This is a genomic window from Flavobacterium sp. TSSA_36 (assembly GCF_051547165.1).
GTDB lineage: Bacteria > Bacteroidota > Bacteroidia > Flavobacteriales > Flavobacteriaceae > Flavobacterium.
The window spans coordinates 69,669-92,902 of the sequence record NZ_JBPTTP010000004.1 but is presented as its reverse complement, the minus strand read 5'-3'; the positions used below and the strand labels follow the sequence as shown (position 1 = coordinate 92,902).

Below are 23,234 nucleotides of genomic sequence, written 5' to 3'. Positions count from 1 at the left end.
CCCTCAATGAATATCACTTCACAAATAAAGCAACCCATCTTTAAAGAAATGGAACTTTTCGAGAAAAAGTTCTATGAATCAATGACCTCTCAAGTGGCCTTGCTCAACAGAATTACTTATTACATCGTAAATAGAAAAGGAAAACAAATGCGTCCGATGTTTGTTTTTCTTACTGCTAAAATGATTACCGATGGAACGATAGATGAACGAACCTATCGAGGGGCTTGCGTGATCGAGCTGATCCATACGGCCACATTGGTTCATGACGATGTAGTAGATGATAGCAATAGACGCCGAGGTTTTTTCTCCATCAATGCCTTGTGGAAAAATAAAATTGCTGTTTTGGTAGGTGATTATTTGCTGTCGAAAGGCTTATTATTATCCATAGATCATGGCGATTTTGATTTATTACGAATCATATCTGTAGCCGTTCGAGAAATGAGCGAAGGCGAGTTATTGCAAATCGAAAAAGCCAGAAGACTCGATATTACCGAAGAGGTGTACTACGAAATCATCCGGAAAAAAACGGCAACACTAATTGCGGCGTGTTGCGCTTTAGGAGCCCGTTCTGTGACCGACAAGGAAGCAGTGGTAGAGCAAATGCGAAAGTTTGGAGAGCTTATTGGGATGGCGTTTCAAATCAAAGACGATTTATTTGATTATACCGAAGATGCCATTGGTAAGCCTACCGGAATTGATATTAAAGAACAGAAAATGACCTTGCCGTTGATTCATGTTTTAAATACTTGTTCAACAAAAGATAAAAATTGGCTCATTAATTCTATCAAAAATCACAACAAAAACAAAAAACGTGTCAAAGAGGTGATCGCTTTTGTCATCGATAATGGGGGGCTATCTTACGCAGAAAAAAAAATGATGGATTTTCAACAAGATGCATTAGCAATTTTAGATAATTTCCCTTCATCCGATTATAAATCGGCGTTGATCTTGATGGTGAATTATGTCATTGACAGAAAAATTTAATTTTTTTTCAATCCCCCAACCCTTAAATTTATTGGTTTTTTATTTTTTTTAATAAAAATAAAGCAACTTCATGCAACCTTTTTGTTGCTTGCCTCGTCTATGCTAATAGAAGTCGGTTTTACAAAAACAAAAACTGCTGACCAACACGTTTTATTATATGAAAGTAATTCCATTACAGCATGAAGAACAAAAATGGATTCAACTTGCTATTGAAAACAATAGACAGGCACAACAACAGTTGTATTCTAAATTCTCTTCAAAAATGTTAGGAGTTTGCCGCCAGTATATCAAAGATATTCATCAAGCCGAAGATGTAATGATTACCGCATTTATGAAGGTTTTTGTGAATTTAAGAAATTTTGAAAACAAAGGAAGTTTCGAAGGTTGGATCCGCAGAATTATGGTCAATGAATGTATTTCTTTTTTGAGAGTTAATAAAAAAATGAAATATACCGAAGACGAGTTTTTTGTTGAGGAAAGTTTTGATGCCATTGGTGATCAGTTCTCCGTAGAAGAAATTCAAACCTTAATTGATACACTTCCAGAAGGCTATAAAATGGTGTTTAATTTATATGCGATAGAAGGATACAAACATCAGGAAATTGCTCAATTGCTTGGTATTTCAGAAGGTACTTCAAAATCACAATTATCGCACGCTAGAAAAATGTTACAACAGCAGATCAACTGCTTAAAAAATAAGCAAAATGGAACAAAATAATTTTGAACAACAAGCCAAAGAGAAACTCTCCAATAGAGAAATTGCTCCCTCAGTTCAAGCTTGGGATCGATTAGACGCGATGTTGTCTATCCAAGAAAAGCCAAAGAAAAAAATCAATTGGTGGTATGTTGCAGCAAGTGTTACAGGACTTTTATTGGTAGGAACGCTCTTTTTTAACACATCAAAAGAAAGTAATATCATAACGCCATCACAAGAAATTGTGGTGACTTCTACTGAAGATAAAGATTCGGTTACGTCACCACCTTCTATTGAATCAACAAACGAAATAAGTGTTCAGCCTAAATCCTCTGTAGCAACGAATGTGTCAAAGATTACCAATAATGCAATAAGCACTACAAAAACAAATTATCAGGAGCTTTCAATCAACAATCAAATCACAACCATCAGCAATCAAATTACCACTACTGCCGAAACCAAAACAACATATCAAGCCATTGCCGCAATAGATGAAAATATTCAAGTAGTACCCACAGTTATCCAAAAAAAGCAAAAAATTCAAGTCGATGCTTCTACTTTATTATCGCAAGTCGATGGAGAATTGGAACTCTCTTTTAGAGAAAAAGTAATTGCCAAAGTGAATAAAAATTATCAAACCGTAAAAGTGGCTCTGGCCAACCGAAACAATCAAGAATAAAAACAATCAATCATCAATCAAATTTTTTAAAAACTAGTAATCATGAGAAATTTTACCATTTATCTAGCCGCCCTATTCTGTCTTTTAGCCAGCAAAATGATTGGGCAAGAATCCTTCGAGAAACGAGCCAAGGAAATCGCAACACGCATTGAAAAAATCACTAAAGAAGAAAAAGCAGCACTAAAAGAGGAAATCGAAGCCGTAAATCTTCAGTTACAAGCAGGTACAATCACCAAAGAAAAAGCCGACGAGAAAAAGAAAGTCCTCGCCGAAGCCAGAGCCATCAATATCGAAGCCCGAGTAGCCAAAGAACAAGAACAATTAAATGAATTGGTACAGCTAAAAGTAGACGGAAAAATCAAAGAAAGTGATTCTTCTCGAACTTTAGTGATTCACTGGGACGACGATTTCGACTTCAGAAATAAAAAGAAAGAAAAGAAATTTGGTGAAAAAAGAACCACGAGTCAATTTGTTTTTGCTGCAGGTTTGAACAACCTTATGGTTGATGGCAAATTACAAGACAAAGATTTCAAATTTATGGGTTCTCATTTTTATGAGTGGGGAACTACCTATAACACCAGAATCCTAAAAGAGAATAATTTATTGCATTTCAAATACGGTATGTCCGTAATGTATAATAATTTGCGTCCTACCGAAAACCGAACTTTTGTAGTAAACGGAGACCAGACTAACCTAGAAGTGTATTCCAAAGACTTGAAAGAATCCCGTTTCAGAAACGTTTATTTAGTGGTTCCTATGCATTTAGAATTCGATTTTTCTGGTAGTACAATGAACGACGACAAGCGTCAATTCAGAACCCACAAATCCTTTCGTTTTGGGTTAGGAGGTTACGCAGGAATCAATTTAAAATCCAAACAAAAGATAGAATATCGTGAAAATGGTGATAAAATTTACGCCAAAAACAAAGCGGATTTCAATACTAATAATTTTATTTATGGTTTGAGTTCATACATTGGGTACAAAGAAACTAGTTTGTATGTAAAATATGATTTGAATCCATTGTTTACAAGCAATGCAGTAGACCAAAACAATATTTCTATGGGAATACGTTTCGATTTTAATTAAGCTTAGGAGCGAATCATTAGGCTTTTTCAGGCCATATCGTTCCCGCCATCATTCCTAAACCTCGTGAGCTGAACCCCAGCTCACGAGGTTTTTCCCTTCTGTCGGGGCTATACGATTAGCAAGGTTTTTTCCTTGGAAGAAATTTTGTAGTATCGGGTGAATAAAAAAATTTGCATTTTATAACTATTCAGGTATTTTTTTTGAATGTTATTTGCCTCCAACTTTAGTTGGAGGGATGAAATTTGAAAGTTTTAAAGGCTTTAGCCAAAATTAGTCGCTTTTATTTGGCTAAAGCCAATGAAATCAATCCCTATAACTCCAGCTAAAGCTGGAGCCAATTCAAAGCAAGACAAGCTGAATAGCTGCTATTTTTTTTTTGAAGCCACCCACACCACCTATCTATTTAAATCCATGAAATCTGCGTGCCATAATTCGTGCATTGATTTAGTAGATTCACTAAGACTTTTTTCAATTGAACCACAAAGCCAAAACTTTGCGAACCTTGCGATTTTTCCTTTGCGAACCTTGCGGTTAAAATTTCACACTAATTTGTCTTAAATCAGTGCATTCGTGGCCAAAACCTTTATAGACAAATCTATTGTGTAACAATGCTAAGTTTAATAATCCAAAATTAACTTTGTATCTTTGGACTTTTCCAACTTTATTCCCTTATAAATTGATTTCAAAAGCAACCATAGACACCGTTTTCGAAACCGCTCGTGTAGAGGAGGTTATTGGCGATTTTGTACAATTAAAACGAGCAGGAAGTAATTTCAAAGGGTTGAGTCCCTTCTCAGACGAACGTTCACCTTCTTTTATGGTGTCGCCTGTAAAGCAAATTTGGAAAGATTTTAGTTCTGGAAAAGGAGGAAACGCAGTAGCTTTTTTAATGGAGCATGAACATTTTACTTATCCCGAAGCGATTCGATATTTGGCTAAAAAATACAATATTGAAATCGAAGAAACGGAACAAACCGATGCCGAAAAAGCCAATACTGATGTTCGAGAAAGTATGTTTTTGGTGTCAGAATTTGCGAAAAATTATTTTCATTCCACACTATTAAATACAGAAGAAGGGAAGGCGATTGGCTATTCGTATTTCAAAGAAAGAGGCTTCACCAACGAAACCATAAAAAAATTCGGGTTAGGCTATTCCCCAGAAACTTGGGACGCTTTAACTAAAGAAGCGCTTGGTAAAGGATACCAATTACAATATTTAGAAAGTACAGGCTTAACCATTCCAAGAGACGACAGACCATTTGATCGATTCAAAGGCAGGGTCATGTTTCCTATCCAAAGTATGTCGGGTAGAACCTTGGGTTTTGGAGGTCGCATCTTAACCAATGATAAAAAAGCGGCCAAATATTTAAACTCTCCCGAGAGCGAAATTTATCATAAGAGCAAAGTCTTGTACGGAATTTTCCAAGCCAAACAAGCTATTGCGAAACAAAACAATTGCTTTTTAGTAGAAGGATATACCGATGTAATTCAATTTCATCAAGCGGGAATCGAAAATGTGGTCGCCTCTTCAGGTACGGCTTTAACACCCGACCAAATCCGATTAATCAATAGATTGACCAAAAATATTACCGTACTTTTTGATGGCGATGCAGCGGGTCTTCGTGCTTCCATTCGAGGCATCGATTTGATTTTGGAAGAAGGGATGAACGTAAAAGTGTGTACTTTTCCTGATGGCGACGACCCAGATAGTTTTGCCAAAAAAACATCTTATGATGATTTGGTAGCTTACTTGGAGAATAACGCCAAGGACTTTATTCAGTTCAAAGCTTCTCTATTAATGAATGAAGCTAAGAATGATCCTATCAAAAAAGCCGATTTGATTCGGGATATGGTCACGAGTATCTCTAAAATTCCAGACCGTATTCAACGAGAGATTTATTTGCAAGAATGTTCTAGAATTATGGATATTTCTGAGCAAGTTTTGGTGAGTACTTTGGCACAATTAATGCAAAAAGACATCGCTGAAGTTGGAAAAAAACAAAAACAAGAGCAAAAAGCCTTCGAAGTCGTTAAGAATGAGAATCCTGTTCAAGCAGAAAAAGTAGATGTGCTGTATCGTTTGGAGAGAAAAATCATTGAAATTTTATTACTTTACGGGCATAAAAGCGAGGTTTTTGAAGACGTACTTTTGAAAGCAAATGCAGAAGGTGAAATTGTACATGTGGTAGAACAAAAAGAATACAAGGTATTTCATCGCATTTATTTAAGCTTACAAGAGGATGAGGTAGAACTTGCTAATCCATTGTTTAGAGCAATTTTTAACGATTTAATCAATTACTTTCTGCAGGATGAAGCCGAGGGAATTGAGAATTATTTAAAAGGATTACAGCCAGAATTTGCTCAAGAGGTAACTGATATTTTGATGGAGGAGGAGCAAATTGTCTTGCATAACTGGGAAGGGCAAAATATTTTTGTAAAGCAAAAAACCGAAACGGTCAGTCAACATACTACTGAAACAATTATTTCTATTCGGGAATATTTGATTAATAAGTTGATTATGGATTTGATGCAAGAGTTTACGACTAATCCTGAGGCTGATTTTGAAGAGTTAAAAGTCATGATTAATGATTACAATAAACTTAAAGTGAATTTAACCGGAACCATAGGAAGGATTCGTTCCACTTATTTATAGTCAAAAAAAAAAGAAGCGTTAAGCTTCTTTTTTTGATTTTTATACCCTGTAGGTGAATTGCACTATACAATTTCTAAGGTTTTGGCTTTATTAACTAAATCAACCAAGTTAGTTACATTTAATTTGGTAAGTAAACGCAATTTATAAGTACTAATGGTTTTTTCATTTAAAGAAAGAATATCGGCTATTTCGTGGTTTTTCTTACCGTCGCTCAAATAACGCAATACTTCTATTTCTCTGTTGGATAATTTACGATACAAACGTTCACTTTTACTTTGTTTGGCTATCAAAGCCATGTTTTTGCGAACATTTTCGTTTACGATAATTTTTCCTTGCTGAACTTTCACAATAGATTGACCTAATGTTTCTAGTTTTTCAGTTTTGTGCACATAGCCCGCCACTCCTGCTTTAATTGCATTTGGAGCATAAATTTGCTCTGAAAGGCTGCTATAGATAATAATTTTGGTAGTAGGGTGATTTTTTAACATCGCCTTGATTTCAAAAATACTCGCTAATCCTTCAAGTTCTAGATCAATAACTAATACATCAATTTCCTTGCTTTGAAGAATTTCTCGAACCATCGAAAAATTACCTACATTAGCTACAATTGAGATCTCATCATGATCCTTAAAGTACGATTTCACTCCAAAATGAGTTACTGGAAAATTATCTGCTAAACAAACTTTAATCATGGTATTTATTTTTTTAAGAGTTGTCTATCAAAATGATTTGATAAATGTAGTAAAAAAAATACAATAACTAATTTTATTTAAGGTTTTTTTTTAATTTTTTTTAATCAAGCATACGGGTATTGGGTTCATTTTGTGTTGATTAGCTGTATTTAGGCGTTTGTATAGCTCGAATACCTCTTTTTCTCTTCCGGTAAAATCTAAGGCTGATTTTTTTTCTTCATCTTGCAACATAGCCCATTCGAGTTCGTCATAACTAGCACCCAGTTGATCTTCATCCGAACGATCATCTCCAAATAGTCCGTCGGTTGGAGCAGCAGTTAAAATCGAATGAGGTACTTTTAAGAATTCTCCCAAAGCGTAAACATCGGACTTTAATAAATCAGCAATGGGACTCAAATCTACGCCGCCATCTCCATATTTGGTGTAAAAACCCACCCCAAAATCTTCTACTTTGTTCCCTGTACCCGCTACAAGCAAACCATAAATCCCAGCATAATAATATAAAGTACTCATTCGCAAACGAGCTCTTGTATTGGCTAGAGAAAGATTGACTTTATCTGAGTTTTCATGTTCCGGAACTATTTTTTTGAAGGTTTCAAATACCGAAGTGAGATCTGATGAGGCGCTTTTTACATTTGGGAATCGTTTCTTTAACTGTTGAATGTGTTCTTGTGCTCGGCTTACCTGAGAAGGAGCTTGGTGTATCGGCATTTCAATGCAAAGCACTTCTAATCCGGTTTGAGCACAAAGTATCGAGGTCACGGCTGAATCTATGCCTCCTGAAATCCCGATTACAAATCCATTTGACTTAGCGTTTTTAGCATAATCAGTTAACCAGTTTACGATTTGTTGGTTCACTTTTTCTGGGGATAAAGCAGTTTTTTTAATCATTATAATTGAGGTTTTAGAAAGCAGGAATGTATATTTGTACCGAATTTTAAAAACAGACTCCCATGTTGGGAATATTTTTAAGCGAAAATAAATAATAATTATCAATTTGTGATGATTGCCGCTTATTTATCCAATTATAATGTAGCGTTGTACTAAAATCTATTACTTAATTTAATGTATATGAATAAATATCTTTTCCCATTACTTTTTTGCTTGCTTTTAGTGGCTTGCGATAAAAAAAGTAAGGTTGAAAAAACAGTAGAAGCCATCCCTGTTACCATTGAAGTGGAGCGATTTGATCAGGCATTCTTCGAGACAAAACCTGAGAATATTGCTCAATTAAAGCAAAAATATCCGCTTTTTTTTCCAAAAAATACTGATGATGCTGTTTGGATTGAAAAAATGCAACACCCTCAATGGCGCGAATTGTATGCAGAAGTCCAAAAGAAGTATCGTAATTTTGAGCCGGTTACACAGGAACTTGAGGAGCTTTTCAGACATATAAAATTTTATTTTCCAACTACAAAAATCCCCAAAGTCGTCACTTTGATTGGTGAAATGGATTACAATACCAAAACGATTTATGCAGATAGTTTAGTGGTTATTTCTTTGGAATTGTATTTGGGAAAACAACATAAATTCTATCAATTTCCTGAATACATTAAGCAAAATTTTGAACAAAATCAAATGGTTCCTGATGTGGCTTCAAGTTTTCTGCAAACAAAATTGACACCAGGTAAAGAGCGAGACTTTTTGTCTCAAATGATTTTTGCTGGGAAAGAATTGTATGTAAAAGAATTGTTGTTGCCTGCCTATACTGACGCTGCAATAATAGGATATACCGAAGCGCAAAATAAATGGTGTTTAGAGAATGAGGGATATATTTGGCGCTATTTTATAGAAAAAGAATTGCTTTATAGTGTGGATTCGAAATTAGCCCCTCGTTTTTTACAACCGGCGCCGTTTTCTAAGTTTTATTTGGAAATTGATAATGATTCTCCAGGTAAAGTAGGGGCTTGGATAGGATGGCAAATAGTCCGTTCTTATATGAAAAACAACCCCGTTTCTGTAACGGAATTGTTTTCTAAAAATGCGAAAGAAGTTTTTGAAAAGTCTAAATATAAACCCCAAAAATAATGTCAAATACACATACCTCAGAAATTAAGTTTCAAGTCGAATTAGACGAAAATAAAATTCCAGAACGTTTGCTTTGGTCTGCCGAGGACGGTGGCGTTGAGGCTGAAGAAGCTAAGGCGATTATGCTCTCCATTTGGGATAGCAAACTAAAAGAGAGCATGCGAATTGATTTATGGACCAAGGATATGCCTGTGGACGAAATGAAAATTTTTTTCCACCAAACTTTAGTAGCAATGTCCGAAACATTCAAACGAGCCACAAATGATGAAAAAATGGCGGCTACTATGCTTGATTTTTGTGATTATTTTGCTGAAAAATTAGACTTGAAGCGTCAATAAAGTTTCTTTAAAAAAAAGTGGTTTTGAGTTATTTGAAGCCACTTTTTTTTTGTGATAATTTTTTTAAAAAACATTTTGTTAGATTAGTTTTTTGAAATGCAGTTCAAACAACTAGCTTATAATTAAACTTTTCTAACTTTGATAAGTCTATTTATTGAACGAATCAACAGTCAAACGGATTAGTATGAAATACCTAGCCCTTTTATTGATATCATCGTTATTCATGGGATGTGAAAAAAGCGATGATACTCCACAAAACACTCCAGAAGCTTTTTATTTTCCGCCCAATACTGGAAGTACTTGGGAAACGAAATCGATGGCTAGTTTAGGTTGGAACCAAAGCGCGGTTCAGCCCTTAAAAGATTATTTAGCCGATAAACATACAAAATCCTTTATGATTCTAGTGAATGGTAGAATCGTAATGGAAGAATATTTCAACGGACACACCGCAGCGACTACTTGGCCATGGAATAGCGCAGGAAAGACATTAGTAGCTACCGCTATGGGAATTGCGGAACAAGAAGGATTGCTTAACATCAACAATAAAGTGTCTCAATATTTAGGTACAGGTTGGACGAGCGCTGCATTAGAAAAAGAAAACCTCATTACTTCAAAGCATTTGTTAACCATGACATCAGGATTAAATGATGATAAAGAGCTTGTTATAAAATCAAACCTAACTTATTTGGCTGATGCAGGAACTAGATGGTCGTACCATAATGTATTTCAGAAGTTGATGGATGTGGTGGCTGCCGCAAGTAAACAAGATTTTGACCTGTATTTTAACAGCAAGTTGAGGAATAAAATTGGGATGGAGGGATTTTGGAATGTTGGAACAATTTTTAAGATTTATCATAGTACTACTCGTAGTATGGCTAGATTTGGACTTATGGCACTTAAAAATGGTAAATGGAAAGAAGAACAAATCCTCAATGAAACCTATTTTAAGGAAAGTATCAGTACCTCACAAACTATTAATCCGTCGTATGGTTATTTGTGGTGGTTGAATGGGAAATCAAAGTATATGGTTCCGGGTGGACAAACGGTGTATCAAGGCGCTTTGGTGCCTAATGCGCCCGCTGATATGTATGCCGCGATGGGGGCCGAAGATCAACGAATTTATGTGATTCCTAGCAAAAATATGGTGGTGATTAGAATGGGTTATGCTTCGGATCCAGCGAATCCTAATTTTGCCCTTTCAGGCTTTGATAGTGCCCTTTGGGATAAAATAAATGCGGTGATAAAGTAAATTGTAATGCTGCTAAGAGGAATAAGAAATCTGGTTTTGTTATGACTCAACAGTAAATCTTATAGCTCACCGAGCCTCAACCTCATCGCGATATTTTGTTTTTTTGTGGTTCGCTGCATATGCTGGGTAGCAATATTTTTGCAGTGGCTTCAAAAAATGAAAAGTGAAATAAAAAAAGGTGCGGTTGATGAGCCGCACCTTTGGGAAATTTGTATGTTGATTTTACACCAATTGTTTCAAAGCAATTTCGAAAGCCGTCGCGCTGATGTTGGTTTTTGCAGTGCTCAAAGCGTGTGCTTTTACGATGGCATTTTTGATGGTTTCCGAAGTGTCTTGAAAGATGGCTTCATCTGTCATTTGTACTTTTTTCTCCATAAAATAAGCAAAAACCCTAGCCATTCCACAGTTGGAAATAAAGTCAGGAATTAAGCTTACTTTGTGGTCTACATCTTCCATAATTGGACCAAAGAAAATTTCTTTGTCGGCAAATGGAACGTTCGCGCCGCAAGAGATCACTTCTAATCCGTTTGCAATTAAACTGTCGATTTGGGATTGAGTTACCAATCGAGAGGCAGCACAAGGAGTGAAAATTTCTGCCCCAATAGTCCATATTTTTTGGTTGACTTCCTCAAATGGAATCATATTTTCGGATACCAATTTGTTGCCGTCTTTGTTCAAAAATAAGGTGCTGATTTCTTCGAATGAGAAACCATTTTCGTTGATTAATCCTCCGTCTCTATCAATGATTCCAACGATTTTGGCTCCCATTTCAGCCAAATAAAAAGCGGCTGCTGAACCTACGTTGCCAAAGCCTTGAACAATAGCTTTTTTACCCTTGATATTACCACCGTAAATGCTGTAATAATGTCCTACGGCTTGCGCAACGCCATAACCGGTAATCATATCGGCAACGGTATATTTTTTAGTTACATCGGGGGAGAATTTAGGATTTTCGATTACTTTGATTACACCTTGACGCAATTGCCCGATGCGATTGATTTTGTCTGCTTCGGTAGGTTTGAAATGTCCGTTAAACACCCCTTCTTGTGGATGCCAAACGCCACATTCTTCGGTCATTGGGATGACTTCGTGGATTTCGTCTACATTCAAATCGCCACCTGTACCATAATAACTTTTTAATAAAGGAGAAACCGCTTTGTACCAACGTTGTAAAACGCCTTTTTTTCTGGGATCGTTCGGATCAAAGTTAATTCCTGATTTAGCACCACCAATTGCTGGTCCGGAAACTGAGAATTTTACTTCCATCGTTTTGGCTAATGACAAAACTTCGTTCACATCAAGTCCTTTGCGCATTCTTGTTCCACCACCAGCAGCCCCTCCTCGCAAGGAATTAATCACCGTCCATCCTTCCGCTTCTGTTTCAGAATCTTTCCAATTAAAGATGATTTCAGGTTGTTTATTTTCGAATTTCTTTAATAAATCTTTCATTTATTGCGATTTGTTTATTTTTGGACAAATATATAAAAAGAATAAAGCCGTTACCAAAATTTCACAATTTTAGTAACGGCTTTTTTTTGAACCAGTTGAAACGGGTGTTTTGAAGTAACTGGGATTGGGGATTTATTTGACTTTTCCTAAAAGTGCTTCTTTTAGTTCTAAATCAACAGGAGTGTTAGAAAGCCAAATTCCAAAGAAAGCTTTTTTGAAATCAAAGCCAGGTATTTTGCCTTCTAATTTATTGTTTTTATAGACTAAAATGGATTTTTCTGCGGAAGAATAAAGCAAATTAAAAGCGTCATTTTCTACCGTAGCTTCTCGATTTAATAATTTTTCTAATAAGTCTAATTGAGTAGTAAACTGAGCGAGATTTTCTTCTCCAATAGACTTCACCATTCCTTTATGTAGTGATTTTGATAGTTTTTGTGAACTTACCAAAGAAGATGTTATTTGTAATCTTATTCCCATATTTGTGTCACTGTCCAAAATATCTTTGGAATCTTCTGATAAAATGGTTAAATACAAGGCTTGAACGTATACTTCTGTCCAGAATTTAGTTCGAGATCCAAATCCGTTTAATTGTAATTTTTGATTTTCAAAATCGATGGTTCTAGGTATTGTCACCCCATTCACAGAAAATTTTTCTTGAGCAATTCCATTTGAAAAAGAAAAACAAAAAAGGAGAACCAGTAAGCATGTAATTGAATTTTTCATAAATTATTGTAAATTAATAAAAGAGGTTGCAAATTTATATCAAGGGGGGCGTTTTTCAATGCGAATTTTTAGGTTTGAAAAAGTTTTGTATAATTCGGAATTAATTTATAAATCAAGGAATTAGAAATTCGAGGCTTTTTTCGAAATGCATAGATTTTATGTGTTTTTATGTTAATTGCTTGTTTTTTGGAAAATGCTTAATTTTTTTTATTTATGGCAAAAATGTTGATTTGTTTCTTTTTTACTACACTATTATTAAGGTTATAATTCAGGCATGTTTTGCGTGTCCTCCATGTTGCTATCAAAAACACCATTTTTGAATTAAATTTTTAATGTTTTTGAAAAAATAATGGTGATTATTTTGAACAAACGCTAAAATAACGAAATCGTTTGAATTTTTAATTTATAAATTCTACTTTTGACTTCAAAATTTCAATGTTTACTAAAAAATAACCAAAAATATGGATTTTAATCTAACGGAAGAGCACGAAATGATTCAGCAAGCGGCTAAGGATTTTGCTCAAACCGAACTGCAACCCGGGGTAATCGAAAGAGATGAACATTCTAAGTTTCCAACGGAGCAAGTAAAAAAAATGGCTGAACTTGGCTTCATGGGTATGATGGTTGACCCGAAATACGGTGGCGCAGGATTGGACAGTATTTCTTATGTTTTGGCCATGACCGAAATTGCTAAAGTTGATGCTTCTGCGGCAGTGATCATGTCGGTTAATAATTCCTTGGTTTGCGCAGGATTAGAAAAATATTGTACGGAAGAGCAAAAAATGAAATACCTAATGCCTTTGGCTAAAGGTGAAGTAATTGGTGCTTTTTGTTTGTCTGAGCCTGAAGCTGGTTCTGATGCCACTTCGCAAAAAACGACAGCGATAGATAAAGGGGATCACTATTTATTGAATGGAACTAAAAATTGGATTACCAATGGAGGTACGGCTAGCACTTATCTAGTAATTGCTCAAACCGATATTGAAAAAGGACACAAAGGAATCAATGCTTTTATTGTAGAAAAAGGATGGGCTGGTTTTGAAATTGGTCCCAAAGAGAAAAAAATGGGAATTCGCGGCAGTGATACACATTCCTTGATGTTTACCGATGTCAAAGTGCCTAAAGAAAACCGAATTGGAGCGGATGGTTTTGGATTTGCCTTTGCCATGAATGTGTTAAATGGCGGTCGATTAGGGATTGCTTCTCAAGCCTTAGGGATCGCTACTGGGGCCTATGAATTGGCATTGAAATATTCCAAAGAAAGAAAAGCTTTTGGTAAAGAAATTTTTAATCATCAAGCCATTGCTTTTAAATTGGCAGATATGTATGTGAAAATTACGGCAGCAAAATTACTTATAATGAAAGCGGCGTGCGAAAAGGACGCGGGACAAGATATTGCACATTCTGGTGCTATGGCTAAATTATATGCTTCAGAAATTGCGCTAGAGGTAGCGAATGAGGCGGTTCAAATTCACGGAGGAAACGGATATGTGGCAGAATACCATGTAGAACGCATGATGCGTGATTCTAAAATCACTCAAATTTATGAAGGTACTTCAGAAATTCAACGTATTGTAATTTCTAGAGGACTAACCCTATAATTTTTTTTTAAAGGTAAGCCATTAAAAGTTGGTATTGTTGTGTGAACGATACGCTTCTTTTAATGGTTTTTTATTTTGTCATTCTTCTGACGACGCCTCATTGGGCACTGTTTTTTCTAGCATATCATAGGCTAAAACATAATATTCATTGGCATTGAATTGGAATTCATCAATGACTTTCCATCGTAATTTCTCAGTGTGGGCTTTGAAAGAAGGGATGTTTGTTTTGTTGATGAAAGTAAGAGCTAATGGGAATTTTTGAAGCATGTGTATCCGCATGAATTCGAATAATTCTTGAAGGATGCCTTGCCCTCTAAAGTTTCTGTCAATACATACAGGGCCATATTGAAAGTTATTCTCGGTAGTAATAGAGAAATTTTTATAGGATAATTTCGGAAATAAATCTATCATGTGCTTGAATATAGGCCATTGTTCAAAAAAAATCCAGTCGGCAGCTACCATAAAACCTATAATGGTGTTGTTTTTTTGAGCTACAAAAAGTCCCTTTTCTTGGATTACATACTCAATTTGAGCGACGGTTAAGGCGGTTGTTACAAATCCACCTTGCTTTTCTGTTTCGTTTAAATTTACTACTAAATTGGCTTGATGAAGCGCTATTATTCCGGGAATATCTTCATTTGTAGCAATTTTTAAAATATAGGGTAATGACATACTACTGTTTTTTTATGTTTAAAAGTACAAAATAGAAGTGAAGAAATTTGAGACTTAGATAAGCTTTTATTTTTTTTAGGGTCATTTTGTTTCGGTTTTATTATTTTTGCTAGATGAAAAAAATTATCATTACTGGAACGAGTAGGGGTATTGGCTATGAATTAGCGTTACAATTCGCTACTGCTGGTCATCAAGTTTTGGCCTTGTCTAGGAAAATACCGCAAACGTTATTGGAACATCCAAACATTTCTTGTTTGTCTGTGGATTTATCAACGGAATCCGATTTGTATAAAATTACCGATTTTCTGGAGCATACTTGGAAAAAAGCGGATGCCATCATTCACAATGCAGGAGCTTTAATCAACAAGCCATTTGCAACACTTACCCAAAAAGATTTTGATTGGGTGTACCGCGTCAATGTTTTTGGAGTGGCTAATCTCACTCGAATTGCATTGCCTTATCTGCAACGTGGTAGTCATGTTGTAACAATTAGTTCTATGGGCGGTATTCAAGGAAGCTTAAAATTTGCAGGATTAGCAGCTTATAGTTCTAGTAAAGGAGCCGTAATCACATTATCAGAATTATTGGCTGAAGAATATAAAGAAGAGGGTATTGCTTTTAATGTGTTAGCTTTGGGAGCTGTTCAAACTGAAATGTTGGAAGAAGCTTTTCCTGGATACCAAGCACCATTATCAGCAATAGAAATGGCTCAATATATCTTCGATTTTACCCTTACTGGTAATAAGTATTATAACGGAAAAGTATTGCAAGTCACTACTAGTAATCCATAAGGGTTGAGATTCCAAATTCCAAATTTCAAATTCCAAATACAATTTGTCTGACACGCTTTTAAAATATTTGCCTGAACATGCTGTAAAACCAGTTTTTGAACTGATTGTTGCGAACCGGGTGCATTTAAAAATCGTTAATGAGCGCGTAACTCGCCATGGTGATTATAGACGGGGGAGTAGTGGAAAACACGAAATCACAGTCAATTCAAATTTAAATAAATACCGATTCTTAATCACTTTAATTCACGAGATCTCGCATTTGGTAGCTTTTGAAAAGTTTGGCCGTCAGATAAAACCCCATGGAGCCGAATGGAAATATACCTTTCAAAGATTAATGGTTCCTTTTATACGACCTGAGATTTTTCCCAATCAGTTATTGCCTTTGTTGGCCAGACATTTTAAAAATCCTGCTGCAAGTAGTGATACCGATGCTACTTTGGCTTTGGCCTTAAAACAATTTGACCAACAAAATGATAAAAGTTATATCTTTGAAATACCCTACGGAAGTGTTTTTCGAATTCATAACGGAAAAATTTTTCAAAAAGGAGCTTTGAGAACGAAGCGTTACGAATGTATAGAAGTAAGTTCGAATAGAATGTATTTGTTTAACCCCAATGCCGAAGTTGAATTGCTACGAATGTAACGTAGGTAAATTAATTTGGCAGCAAAGAAAATCACTATGAACAAAAATTATTATGCAATTTTGATGGCAGGAGGCGTAGGATCTCGTTTTTGGCCAGTAAGTACTACCGAGTTTCCAAAGCAATTTCACGATATGTTAGGCACCGGAGAGACTTTAATACAGAAAACCTTCAGCCGATTGTCGCAATTAATTCCAAAAGAAAATATCCTCATTCTAACTAATGAGGCCTATAATGCTATTGTTTTGGAGCAATTACCCATGGTGAATCAAAATCAAATTGTTTTAGAGCCCGCTATGCGAAATACGGCTCCTTGTATTTTGTTTGCTGCTTTGAAAATAAAAAAAATGAATCCTAATGCTGTCATGGTTGTCGCTCCAAGTGACCATTGGATTGAAGATGAAGCGCAATTTAGGGCTAATTTGCAGGTCTCTTTCGATTTGTGTGAAACTGAAGATACCTTAATGACTCTAGGGATTTTACCAACATTTCCTAATACAGGATACGGTTATATCGAATATGATAAATTGAACAGTAAACCTGTAAAAAAAGTAGTTCAATTCAGAGAAAAACCAGATTATGCTACTGCTAGAAAGTTTATTCAGAGTAGAAATTTTCTTTGGAATGCAGGAATTTTTGTTTGGAGTATTCCTTCTATTCTAAAAGCATTTCAAACCTTTCAACCTGAAATGTTAGCCCATTTTATGAAGGGGTTTGATAGTTTTAATACTCAAGAGGAACAGCAATTTCTCAAAGAGTTTTATCCATTAGCCGAGAACATTTCGATTGATTATGCTGTGATGGAAAAAGCTAAAAATGTGTTTGTTTTACCAGCCACCTTTGATTGGAATGATTTGGGGACTTGGGGCTCATTATATGATAAATTACCCAAAGACGTGCAAGATAATGCCGTAGTAAACGCAAAAGTATTATTAGAAAATGCTTCTCATAATATTATTCGAACTGCAACTAAAAAAACAGTAGTAATTGATGGGTTACATGATTTTATCATTGTTGATAATGACGATGTGTTGTTGATTTATCCCAAAAGTAAGGAACAAGATATTAAGGTTATTGCGAATAAATTGAAGTAAGCTGATTTTGGTCATGAAAAAAAGTGGGAGTTTATGGCTAATGATTTTGCTGTGATTTCGTTATATTTAAAATAGTTTAAAACCAAAAGTTAAAGGAAGGTAAAAATAAAAGAGTCTAATTTCAGACTCTTTTATTTTTAGGGGAAACCTCTTTCTGATAAATTTTAATTGAAAACGATGAATTGCTAAAATTTAATATTCATTTTTTCAGAAAACAATTGCTCATTTTGGTAATATTCAAAATACCAATCCTTGTCTTTTAAAAGCAATACCCCTTGAATGCCTTCTTTTATTGCAGTGAAGTAATCACTCTTAGAAGTTTTATAAATTTTCATGATTACTTTTGGTGTAGTGTCTACTAGTTGATAGCCGTTAGAAGTTGGTTGTGCATAGTAAATATTGGTGTTTGTCAAAGAATTAGTCTCAATGGCCGTGTTTGTTGTTGTAGGAGTATTGACTACTACAGGAATAGTTGTTGGTGTTTTTGTGGTTGTAGATAAAGTTCCGTTGTACTTATAATTTTGAGCGTACAATGAAGTAAAAGCTTCATTCAAAGCTTCGGTATAGGCTAATTGGTATTCTTTTTCTTTGGTATATCCTGTTGTTGATTTAAATATTTCTTTTCCATTACAATCTTTCAACACAAAATACATCTTGGTAGCTAAAAATGCTTTTACGTTAATAACGTCAATATATAACAAATTGCATTTGTCGTAAGGATTGCTTTCTTCCGTATAAAAAACTTCAAATCCGGCTTTGTTTAAATTGAATTTTGTTAAGGTCGCAAGTCGATATTCGTTGGTTTTTTTTTGAAAATCATACTTTAAAGGAACAATTACTGCTTTAAAATCGTTGATAGATTGTGCAAAGGAAAAACTTGTGAATAGAGCTAAAATGAATAAAAAACGTACTTTCATTGTTGTAATTTTTAAGAGTAAAAAACAGAGGGGAAACCTCTTTCGAATGGTTTAAAGTTACAAGAAATTTTGTAACTCTAGTAAATGTTTCACTTGTTTGATTTCGGGGTCTACAGGAACTTGATTTGGATTGAAAAAGATAGCTGTTAAACCCGCATTTATCGCCCCATTTATATCTGCATCGAGGCAATCGCCTATCATTACACTCTGCTCTTTTTGGGCATTTGCCACTTCGAGTGCGTGGTCAAAAATAATGGGATTCGGCTTCTTAACTCCTGCCATTTCTGAATTGGTGATGGATTTAAAATAAATTTCTAAATTAGAATTTTTAATTTTTCTATCCTGAACAGCAGCAAAACCATTTGTAATGATGTGCAAGCTGTATTTTTGATGCAAGTATTCTAAAATATCAATCGTACCTTCGAATAAAAAGTTGTTCTCAGGTAATAATTCGATATAATCTTCTGCCATTTGATGGATTGCAGCATCGGCAATGGCATAATTCAAAGCATCAAATGATAATTTTAAGCGATCATACCGCAATTGCTCATGCGAAATTTGATCTTTTTGATACAGTTTCCAACACGCTTGGTTAATCGGGATATATTTTTCTATAAATAAGGCTGTATCCACATCTGGATGATTTTTTTTGAAAATGATATCAAAAGCCATTTCAGAATTTTTATCAAAATCCCAAAGGGTATGATCTAAATCAAAAAAGACATCGGTTATATTTTTTAAAAGCATAGTTTTTATTTGAATATTCGTTTATCGAAAGGGAAATCAACTTGATCTATGATCTGAATTTGCTTAAAATCCTGATGAAACGGATTGATTAAAAAATTGAAATCTCCTTGGACCACAGCCGAAGGTACTTTCAGTAAAGCAAAATCATTTTGTTGAATAAAACGATCTCCAAGTACAGCGGTATGAAAAGAGGAAGGAAACACATTCCAATCCGATTGTAAATCGGCCATTTTGACTTCGCTAATTTCGATAGTGTCAGGAATAGAAATGGTTAGCATTACAAAATCACTTGGCAAAGTAGCTAATGACAAATGTACAACAACCTCTGCCATAGCAAGTGCTCTACTTTCTGCTGTGTAAATGATTTCTGTGCCTTTAGAATTCCATCTCGCACCACACATTGAAGCGCCTTTTCCAGATAATTCTATGGGATATTTCTTTCTAGCTAGTCGAAAAACTTCCATTACACAAAAATACCTTGGTCGATTTTTACCATCTCTTGCAAGACCATTTCTTTACCGTAAGAATCTCGCAATAACTCAATTGGTTTTAGATTACCTAAAGCATATGAAGGAAGCGTTAGCCAACTGTAAAACTGCTCTTCTGAATCGAAAATGGTTCTGCCAACGGTGGTGACTTCAGCCAGTTCTAATATTTTTTCGGATTGCAAAGGTTTAAAAACAAAACTATCCTTGGCACGACTGCGTTGTAAAGATTTTGTGGATATTCCTAAGAAAAGCGCCCAATCTTCTTCATTAAAAGGCGTTTGTTCTTGAATCAATTTAAAAAATTCATAGGGAATCCCTTCGCGAATGGCGTGAACAATTAGCATTTTATTCTTTAAAAAATCAGCATACGTCAATTTTTTATTCAACACTTTGTAGCCACTACTTTGCTCTAATTTTGAAACAAACGAACGCACCATTGCATTGATAGCTGTTTGAGAATTTAATTTAATCGCTTCCATAAAAAAGACATTTGTCTGCAAATATAAGACAAATGTCCATATTAAATACGTTAATTATAAAATTCCTTCATCAGCAAAGCTAAAATAACTATGCTCAGTGACAATTATATGGTCTAAGACAGAAATATCCAGCTGTAGTCCGGCATTTTTAATTCTTTTAGTTACCTGAATATCGGCTTCGCTGGCTTGGAGTTTTCCTGACGGATGATTATGTACCAAAACAATAGCTACTGCATTTTGCTCTAATGCTATTTTAAATACTAATCGCACATCAACAACAGTTCCTGTAATTCCTCCTTTGCTGAGTTGTGCTTTAAAAATAATCTTATTCGCATTATTAAGATATACTACCCAAAACTCTTCGTGAGCTAACTCACCTATGATAGGATACATTTCTTGATACATCACTTTACTCGAAGTTACTTTTACCAATTCGAGAGGGTTTTCTTCTTTTCTTCGTCTTCCCAATTCTAAAGCCGCTGCAATCGTAATGGCTTTGGCTTCGCCTATCCCTTTAAATTCCATCAACTGAGCCAAAGATTGTTTTCCTAAAGAAGACAAATTATTATTGACGCTAGCTAAAATACGTTTACTCAGGGCCACTGCCGATTCATTTCTACTTCCTGAACCTATCAAGATGGCGACTAATTCGGCATCGCTTAAAGCACTTTTACCTTTGAGCATCATTTTTTCGCGAGGCTTGTCATCTTCTGACCAATGGGTAATAGGAAAATTAGTTGCTTCCAAATGCTAAATATTTATAAATGAATAGATTACTTAGTAAGTAAATATATAGTATATTTCTTAAAATAAAAAATGTGCTTTTTACAATTTGCAAAAAGCACATTTTTAAAAAAAGAAAATTAGTGTCCTAATGAATTATTTTTCTTTCCACCATTAAGATAGTAAGACACATTAAGAACTCAAAAACTTAATTTTCTTAATATCTTAATGGTAAAGATTTTTATTCATTTTTTTTCATCCCTTCAATTCGGGTTAGAACCCAAAAAGAAAAATATTATTCTATTATGCTTTTAACCTCATCAAAATTCAATCCGCCGTAATTACCGGAACTCATTAGCAGCAATGCCGAGTTCTCTAAATTTTGATTGAACAAAAAAGTCTTGAATTCGATTGGATTGGTATAAATAATTAAGTCTTCTCTATTGAAAGCTTTGGCTATTTGTTCATACGTCACTTCTTCGAGTTGTTTAATTTTTACAGCATCAGGAGAATAGAAAACCACGGCAACATCCGCATATTCCAGTGCTCCTTCATATTCTTTTAAGAATTCGGCATTCAAACTACTGTACGTGTGCAATTCCAAACAAGCCACCAAAGTACGATCAGGATATTGCTCTTTTACGGCTTTTGTAGTTGCCGCTACTTTACTCGGTGAATGTGCAAAATCTTTGTAAGCTACTTTCCCTTTACCTTCGGCTATTTTCTCTAAGCGTTTCGAAGCTCCTTTAAAACTAGCAATCGCTTCATAAAAATCAGCTTCATCTACACCCATATTTTGACAAATCCATTTGGCACCAGCGAGATTGTTCAAATTATGTGCTCCAAAAACTTCAATTGGCATAGGTCCTTCTGGCGTTTCTAAAAGCGTTACTCCATCTTTTACTTCATAGTTTGGAGTGTTATACGCCATTTTACGAATCGGATTCGTAGCTGCTTCGGCCACTCTTTTCACTTCTAAATCTTCAGCATTATACACTAAAATCCCGCCATTGGTGATTTTGTCAATAAAAATCTCGAATTGATTGACATAATTTTCATAGGTCGGAAAAACATTGATATGGTCCCAAGCAATTCCAGAAATCAAAGCAATGTTCGGTTGATACAAGTGAAATTTAGGTCTTCTGTCAATAGGAGAAGACAAATACTCATCACCTTCCAAAACCATAAAATCATTTTCTTCTGTAAGATGCACCATAGTATCAAAACCTTCCAATTGGGCGCCTACCATATAATCTACTTCTATATTATGATAATGCATCACGTGCAAAATCATTGAGGTAATTGTAGTTTTTCCGTGCGACCCTCCTATTACTACACGGGTTTTGTTTTTGGATTGTTCGTATAAAAACTCAGGATAAGAATAGATTTTCAATCCTAATTCTTGCGCTTTTAATAATTCTGGATTATCAGCTTTTGCGTGCATTCCTAGAATCACGGCTTCAATATCAGCAGTGATTTTTTCAGGAAACCAACCTAGTTCAGCAGGCAAAATTCCCTTTTTCTCCAAGCGAGATTTTGAAGGTTCGAAAATAGCATCGTCGCTACCTGTTACTTGATATCCTTTGTTGTGAAGAGCCAAGGCCAAATTGTGCATTGCACTTCCGCCAATAGCTATAAAATGAGTTTTCATAGTAAATTCCAGATTTATAGGTTCTAAATTTCAAACGAAATTTGATTAATTTTTTTCGAATTGCCCTTTTAGTTCTTGCGCTTTCTTAGGGTTGTTTAATTTTTTCAAATATAATTGATATAATTTTTGAAAAGTGACTTTTGAATTGCCAATTTCGTGCGCTTTTTTATATTGAATTTCAGCAGCCGAGTAGCGGTCAAAATACTCCTCAATATGGCCACGAGACAAATAACCATCTACTGGAGAAATTTTCAACAACTCATTAGAATACTGTATCGCTTTCGACTGACTACCACCAACTATTCCGGGCAATTGCAAATTGAGTTCAATGAGTGCCCATCTTGCATCAATATGTTTAGGGTCGAGAGCAATGGCTTTTTCAAAAGAGGATCGAATGTCACCTATCATCCCTAGAGCCTTGAATTTATTCACCTCTTTGGCTTTCATCCCCATAACACCACCACATTTGTAATGATAATCGGCTTCATTGGGTTTTATTTTTTTTAATTTATTGTAGTAGCCTAACGCTTTATCCCATTGTTTTTGTTTCCCAGCTATATCGCCAAGATATTCAATAGCCTTAAGATCATTTGGATTTGTTTTCAATACCGACTCAAACAAAGGAGCTGCTTGTGTGTACTTTCCGGCTTCAAATAACTTTTCGGCTGTCTCGAAATTTGATTGTGAAACCATAAAAAGAGGAAATAGCATAAAAAACAGTACTGATTTTTTCATTTTTCAAAAATAAATAAATTTTAGAGTAAACTGGCGGATAATTTACATTCAAGATAAACTAAGACGAAATAAATAATACAAAGAAAAAATTAAAATCACATTCCCCTAACACTGCCATCT

24 protein-coding genes are annotated in these 23,234 nt (G+C 35.1%); 12 read left to right on the top strand and 12 right to left on the bottom strand.

Annotated elements, in window-relative coordinates:
• Positions 1-6: 6 nt before the first annotated feature.
• The 5 genes from ACSVH7_RS09640 to dnaG all read left to right on the top strand — a co-directional run bounded on the left by ACSVH7_RS09640 (position 7) and on the right by dnaG (position 6,096).
• Positions 7-984, top strand: a complete 978-nt coding sequence (locus ACSVH7_RS09640; protein WP_438066486.1) for a polyprenyl synthetase family protein — start codon at positions 7-9, stop codon at positions 982-984.
• A 157-nt stretch (positions 985-1,141) separates the two neighbouring features.
• Positions 1,142-1,702 (top strand): RNA polymerase sigma factor, encoded by a 561-nt coding sequence (locus ACSVH7_RS09635; protein WP_438066485.1) that lies wholly within the window; start codon positions 1,142-1,144, stop codon positions 1,700-1,702.
• On the top strand, positions 1,689-2,357 hold the full coding sequence (locus tag ACSVH7_RS09630; RefSeq protein WP_438066484.1) for a hypothetical protein: 669 nt from the start codon (positions 1,689-1,691) through the stop codon (positions 2,355-2,357). Before ACSVH7_RS09635 ends, ACSVH7_RS09630 begins: the two co-directional genes overlap by 14 nt.
• Positions 2,358-2,399: 42 nt before the next feature.
• On the top strand, positions 2,400-3,443 hold the full coding sequence (locus tag ACSVH7_RS09625) for a hypothetical protein (RefSeq protein WP_438066483.1): 1,044 nt from the start codon (positions 2,400-2,402) through the stop codon (positions 3,441-3,443).
• Between the two features lie 676 nt (positions 3,444-4,119).
• Positions 4,120-6,096, top strand: a complete 1,977-nt coding sequence (gene dnaG, locus ACSVH7_RS09620; RefSeq protein WP_438066482.1) for a DNA primase — start codon at positions 4,120-4,122, stop codon at positions 6,094-6,096.
• Between the two features lie 62 nt (positions 6,097-6,158).
• Here dnaG and ACSVH7_RS09615 read toward each other — a convergent pair whose 3' ends face one another.
• Entirely contained in the window at positions 6,159-6,788 is a 630-nt protein-coding gene (locus tag ACSVH7_RS09615; protein ID WP_438066481.1) for a LuxR C-terminal-related transcriptional regulator, read from the bottom strand.
• Positions 6,789-6,878: 90 nt separating this feature from the next.
• A complete protein-coding gene (gene nadE / locus ACSVH7_RS09610) occupies positions 6,879-7,679 on the bottom strand; it encodes an NAD(+) synthase (protein ID WP_438066480.1) in 801 nt (266 codons plus the stop codon).
• 180 nt (positions 7,680-7,859) lie between these two features.
• Between nadE and gldB the strand changes: the two genes are divergently transcribed.
• The 3 genes from gldB to ACSVH7_RS09595 all read left to right on the top strand — a co-directional run bounded on the left by gldB (position 7,860) and on the right by ACSVH7_RS09595 (position 10,403).
• Entirely contained in the window at positions 7,860-8,816 is a 957-nt protein-coding gene (gldB, locus tag ACSVH7_RS09605) for a gliding motility lipoprotein GldB (RefSeq protein ID WP_438066479.1), read from the top strand.
• Positions 8,816-9,154, top strand: a complete 339-nt coding sequence (gene gldC, locus ACSVH7_RS09600) for a gliding motility protein GldC (RefSeq protein WP_438066478.1) — start codon at positions 8,816-8,818, stop codon at positions 9,152-9,154. The genes gldB and gldC overlap by 1 nt, the downstream gene beginning before the upstream one ends.
• A 184-nt stretch (positions 9,155-9,338) precedes the next feature.
• Entirely contained in the window at positions 9,339-10,403 is a 1,065-nt protein-coding gene (locus tag ACSVH7_RS09595) for a serine hydrolase domain-containing protein (RefSeq protein WP_438066477.1), read from the top strand.
• A 222-nt stretch (positions 10,404-10,625) separates the two neighbouring features.
• Here the strand turns inward: ACSVH7_RS09595 and ACSVH7_RS09590 are convergent, their stop codons facing one another.
• Together ACSVH7_RS09590 and ACSVH7_RS09585 are read right to left on the bottom strand one after the other, a co-directional pair.
• Entirely contained in the window at positions 10,626-11,852 is a 1,227-nt protein-coding gene (locus ACSVH7_RS09590) for a Glu/Leu/Phe/Val dehydrogenase dimerization domain-containing protein (protein ID WP_438066476.1), read from the bottom strand.
• A 132-nt stretch (positions 11,853-11,984) separates the two neighbouring features.
• Positions 11,985-12,575, bottom strand: coding sequence for a chalcone isomerase family protein (locus ACSVH7_RS09585; protein WP_438066475.1), 591 nt, complete (start codon positions 12,573-12,575; stop codon positions 11,985-11,987).
• 461 nt (positions 12,576-13,036) lie between these two features.
• Between ACSVH7_RS09585 and ACSVH7_RS09580 the strand changes: the two genes are divergently transcribed.
• On the top strand, positions 13,037-14,176 hold the full coding sequence (locus ACSVH7_RS09580) for an acyl-CoA dehydrogenase family protein (protein WP_438066474.1): 1,140 nt from the start codon (positions 13,037-13,039) through the stop codon (positions 14,174-14,176).
• Positions 14,177-14,254: 78 nt separating this feature from the next.
• On the opposite strand, the gene ACSVH7_RS09575 is transcribed toward ACSVH7_RS09580, so the two are convergent.
• Complete coding sequence (locus tag ACSVH7_RS09575; RefSeq protein WP_438066473.1) at positions 14,255-14,848, bottom strand: N-acetyltransferase family protein; 594 nt, start codon at positions 14,846-14,848, stop codon at positions 14,255-14,257.
• A 113-nt stretch (positions 14,849-14,961) separates the two neighbouring features.
• Here ACSVH7_RS09575 and ACSVH7_RS09570 point away from each other — a divergent pair, with 113 nt between their 5' ends.
• From ACSVH7_RS09570 to ACSVH7_RS09560, 3 genes are read left to right on the top strand one after another with little or no spacing between them, the layout of a single operon-like run.
• Positions 14,962-15,639 carry an SDR family NAD(P)-dependent oxidoreductase gene (locus ACSVH7_RS09570; RefSeq protein WP_438066472.1) on the top strand — a complete coding sequence of 226 codons (678 nt, stop codon included), beginning with the start codon at positions 14,962-14,964 and terminating at the stop codon, positions 15,637-15,639.
• Between the two features lie 43 nt (positions 15,640-15,682).
• Positions 15,683-16,282 carry a SprT-like domain-containing protein gene (locus tag ACSVH7_RS09565; protein ID WP_438066471.1) on the top strand — a complete coding sequence of 200 codons (600 nt, stop codon included), beginning with the start codon at positions 15,683-15,685 and terminating at the stop codon, positions 16,280-16,282.
• Positions 16,283-16,318: 36 nt separating this feature from the next.
• Complete coding sequence (locus ACSVH7_RS09560; protein ID WP_438066470.1) at positions 16,319-17,374, top strand: mannose-1-phosphate guanylyltransferase; 1,056 nt, start codon at positions 16,319-16,321, stop codon at positions 17,372-17,374.
• 185 nt (positions 17,375-17,559) lie between these two features.
• Here ACSVH7_RS09560 and ACSVH7_RS09555 read toward each other — a convergent pair whose 3' ends face one another.
• The 7 genes from ACSVH7_RS09555 to ACSVH7_RS09525 all read right to left on the bottom strand — a co-directional run bounded on the left by ACSVH7_RS09555 (position 17,560) and on the right by ACSVH7_RS09525 (position 23,114).
• Positions 17,560-18,291, bottom strand: a complete 732-nt coding sequence (locus ACSVH7_RS09555) for a hypothetical protein (RefSeq protein ID WP_438066469.1) — start codon at positions 18,289-18,291, stop codon at positions 17,560-17,562.
• 57 nt (positions 18,292-18,348) lie between these two features.
• Complete coding sequence (locus ACSVH7_RS09550) at positions 18,349-19,038, bottom strand: YjjG family noncanonical pyrimidine nucleotidase (protein ID WP_438066468.1); 690 nt, start codon at positions 19,036-19,038, stop codon at positions 18,349-18,351.
• 5 nt (positions 19,039-19,043) lie between these two features.
• Entirely contained in the window at positions 19,044-19,502 is a 459-nt protein-coding gene (locus ACSVH7_RS09545) for an RES family NAD+ phosphorylase (protein WP_438066467.1), read from the bottom strand.
• Positions 19,502-20,005, bottom strand: a complete 504-nt coding sequence (parS, locus tag ACSVH7_RS09540) for a type II RES/Xre toxin-antitoxin system antitoxin (RefSeq protein WP_438066466.1) — start codon at positions 20,003-20,005, stop codon at positions 19,502-19,504. The genes ACSVH7_RS09545 and parS overlap by 1 nt, the downstream gene beginning before the upstream one ends.
• A gap of 54 nt (positions 20,006-20,059) precedes the next feature.
• Entirely contained in the window at positions 20,060-20,752 is a 693-nt protein-coding gene (radC, locus tag ACSVH7_RS09535; protein ID WP_438066465.1) for a RadC family protein, read from the bottom strand.
• A 271-nt stretch (positions 20,753-21,023) separates the two neighbouring features.
• Positions 21,024-22,379 (bottom strand): UDP-N-acetylmuramate--L-alanine ligase, encoded by a 1,356-nt coding sequence (locus ACSVH7_RS09530; protein ID WP_438066464.1) that lies wholly within the window; start codon positions 22,377-22,379, stop codon positions 21,024-21,026.
• 45 nt (positions 22,380-22,424) lie between these two features.
• Positions 22,425-23,114: a tetratricopeptide repeat protein gene (locus ACSVH7_RS09525; RefSeq protein WP_438066463.1), complete on the bottom strand. Its 690-nt coding sequence runs from the start codon at positions 23,112-23,114 to the stop codon at positions 22,425-22,427.
• Positions 23,115-23,234 lie beyond the last annotated feature (120 nt).

Bases quoted from the DNA above. Each gene is read 5' to 3' on its own strand.
- ACSVH7_RS09640 (WP_438066486.1), top strand. From the start codon at position 7: ATGAATATCACTTCACAAATAAAGCAACCCATCTTTAAAGAAATGGAA.
- ACSVH7_RS09635 (WP_438066485.1), top strand. From the start codon at position 1,142: ATGAAAGTAATTCCATTACAGCATGAAGAACAAAAATGGATTCAACTT.
- ACSVH7_RS09630 (WP_438066484.1), top strand. From the start codon at position 1,689: ATGGAACAAAATAATTTTGAACAACAAGCCAAAGAGAAACTCTCCAAT.
- ACSVH7_RS09625 (WP_438066483.1), top strand. From the start codon at position 2,400: ATGAGAAATTTTACCATTTATCTAGCCGCCCTATTCTGTCTTTTAGCC.
- ACSVH7_RS09615 (WP_438066481.1), bottom strand. From the start codon at position 6,788: ATGATTAAAGTTTGTTTAGCAGATAATTTTCCAGTAACTCATTTTGGA.
- nadE (WP_438066480.1), bottom strand. From the start codon at position 7,679: ATGATTAAAAAAACTGCTTTATCCCCAGAAAAAGTGAACCAACAAATC.
- gldB (WP_438066479.1), top strand. From the start codon at position 7,860: ATGAATAAATATCTTTTCCCATTACTTTTTTGCTTGCTTTTAGTGGCT.
- gldC (WP_438066478.1), top strand. From the start codon at position 8,816: ATGTCAAATACACATACCTCAGAAATTAAGTTTCAAGTCGAATTAGAC.
- ACSVH7_RS09595 (WP_438066477.1), top strand. From the start codon at position 9,339: ATGAAATACCTAGCCCTTTTATTGATATCATCGTTATTCATGGGATGT.
- ACSVH7_RS09590 (WP_438066476.1), bottom strand. From the start codon at position 11,852: ATGAAAGATTTATTAAAGAAATTCGAAAATAAACAACCTGAAATCATC.
- ACSVH7_RS09585 (WP_438066475.1), bottom strand. From the start codon at position 12,575: ATGAAAAATTCAATTACATGCTTACTGGTTCTCCTTTTTTGTTTTTCT.
- ACSVH7_RS09580 (WP_438066474.1), top strand. From the start codon at position 13,037: ATGGATTTTAATCTAACGGAAGAGCACGAAATGATTCAGCAAGCGGCT.
- ACSVH7_RS09575 (WP_438066473.1), bottom strand. From the start codon at position 14,848: ATGTCATTACCCTATATTTTAAAAATTGCTACAAATGAAGATATTCCC.
- ACSVH7_RS09570 (WP_438066472.1), top strand. From the start codon at position 14,962: ATGAAAAAAATTATCATTACTGGAACGAGTAGGGGTATTGGCTATGAA.
- ACSVH7_RS09560 (WP_438066470.1), top strand. From the start codon at position 16,319: ATGAACAAAAATTATTATGCAATTTTGATGGCAGGAGGCGTAGGATCT.
- ACSVH7_RS09555 (WP_438066469.1), bottom strand. From the start codon at position 18,291: ATGAAAGTACGTTTTTTATTCATTTTAGCTCTATTCACAAGTTTTTCC.
- ACSVH7_RS09550 (WP_438066468.1), bottom strand. From the start codon at position 19,038: ATGCTTTTAAAAAATATAACCGATGTCTTTTTTGATTTAGATCATACC.
- ACSVH7_RS09545 (WP_438066467.1), bottom strand. From the start codon at position 19,502: ATGGAAGTTTTTCGACTAGCTAGAAAGAAATATCCCATAGAATTATCT.
- parS (WP_438066466.1), bottom strand. From the start codon at position 20,005: ATGGAAGCGATTAAATTAAATTCTCAAACAGCTATCAATGCAATGGTG.
- ACSVH7_RS09530 (WP_438066464.1), bottom strand. From the start codon at position 22,379: ATGAAAACTCATTTTATAGCTATTGGCGGAAGTGCAATGCACAATTTG.
- ACSVH7_RS09525 (WP_438066463.1), bottom strand. From the start codon at position 23,114: ATGAAAAAATCAGTACTGTTTTTTATGCTATTTCCTCTTTTTATGGTT.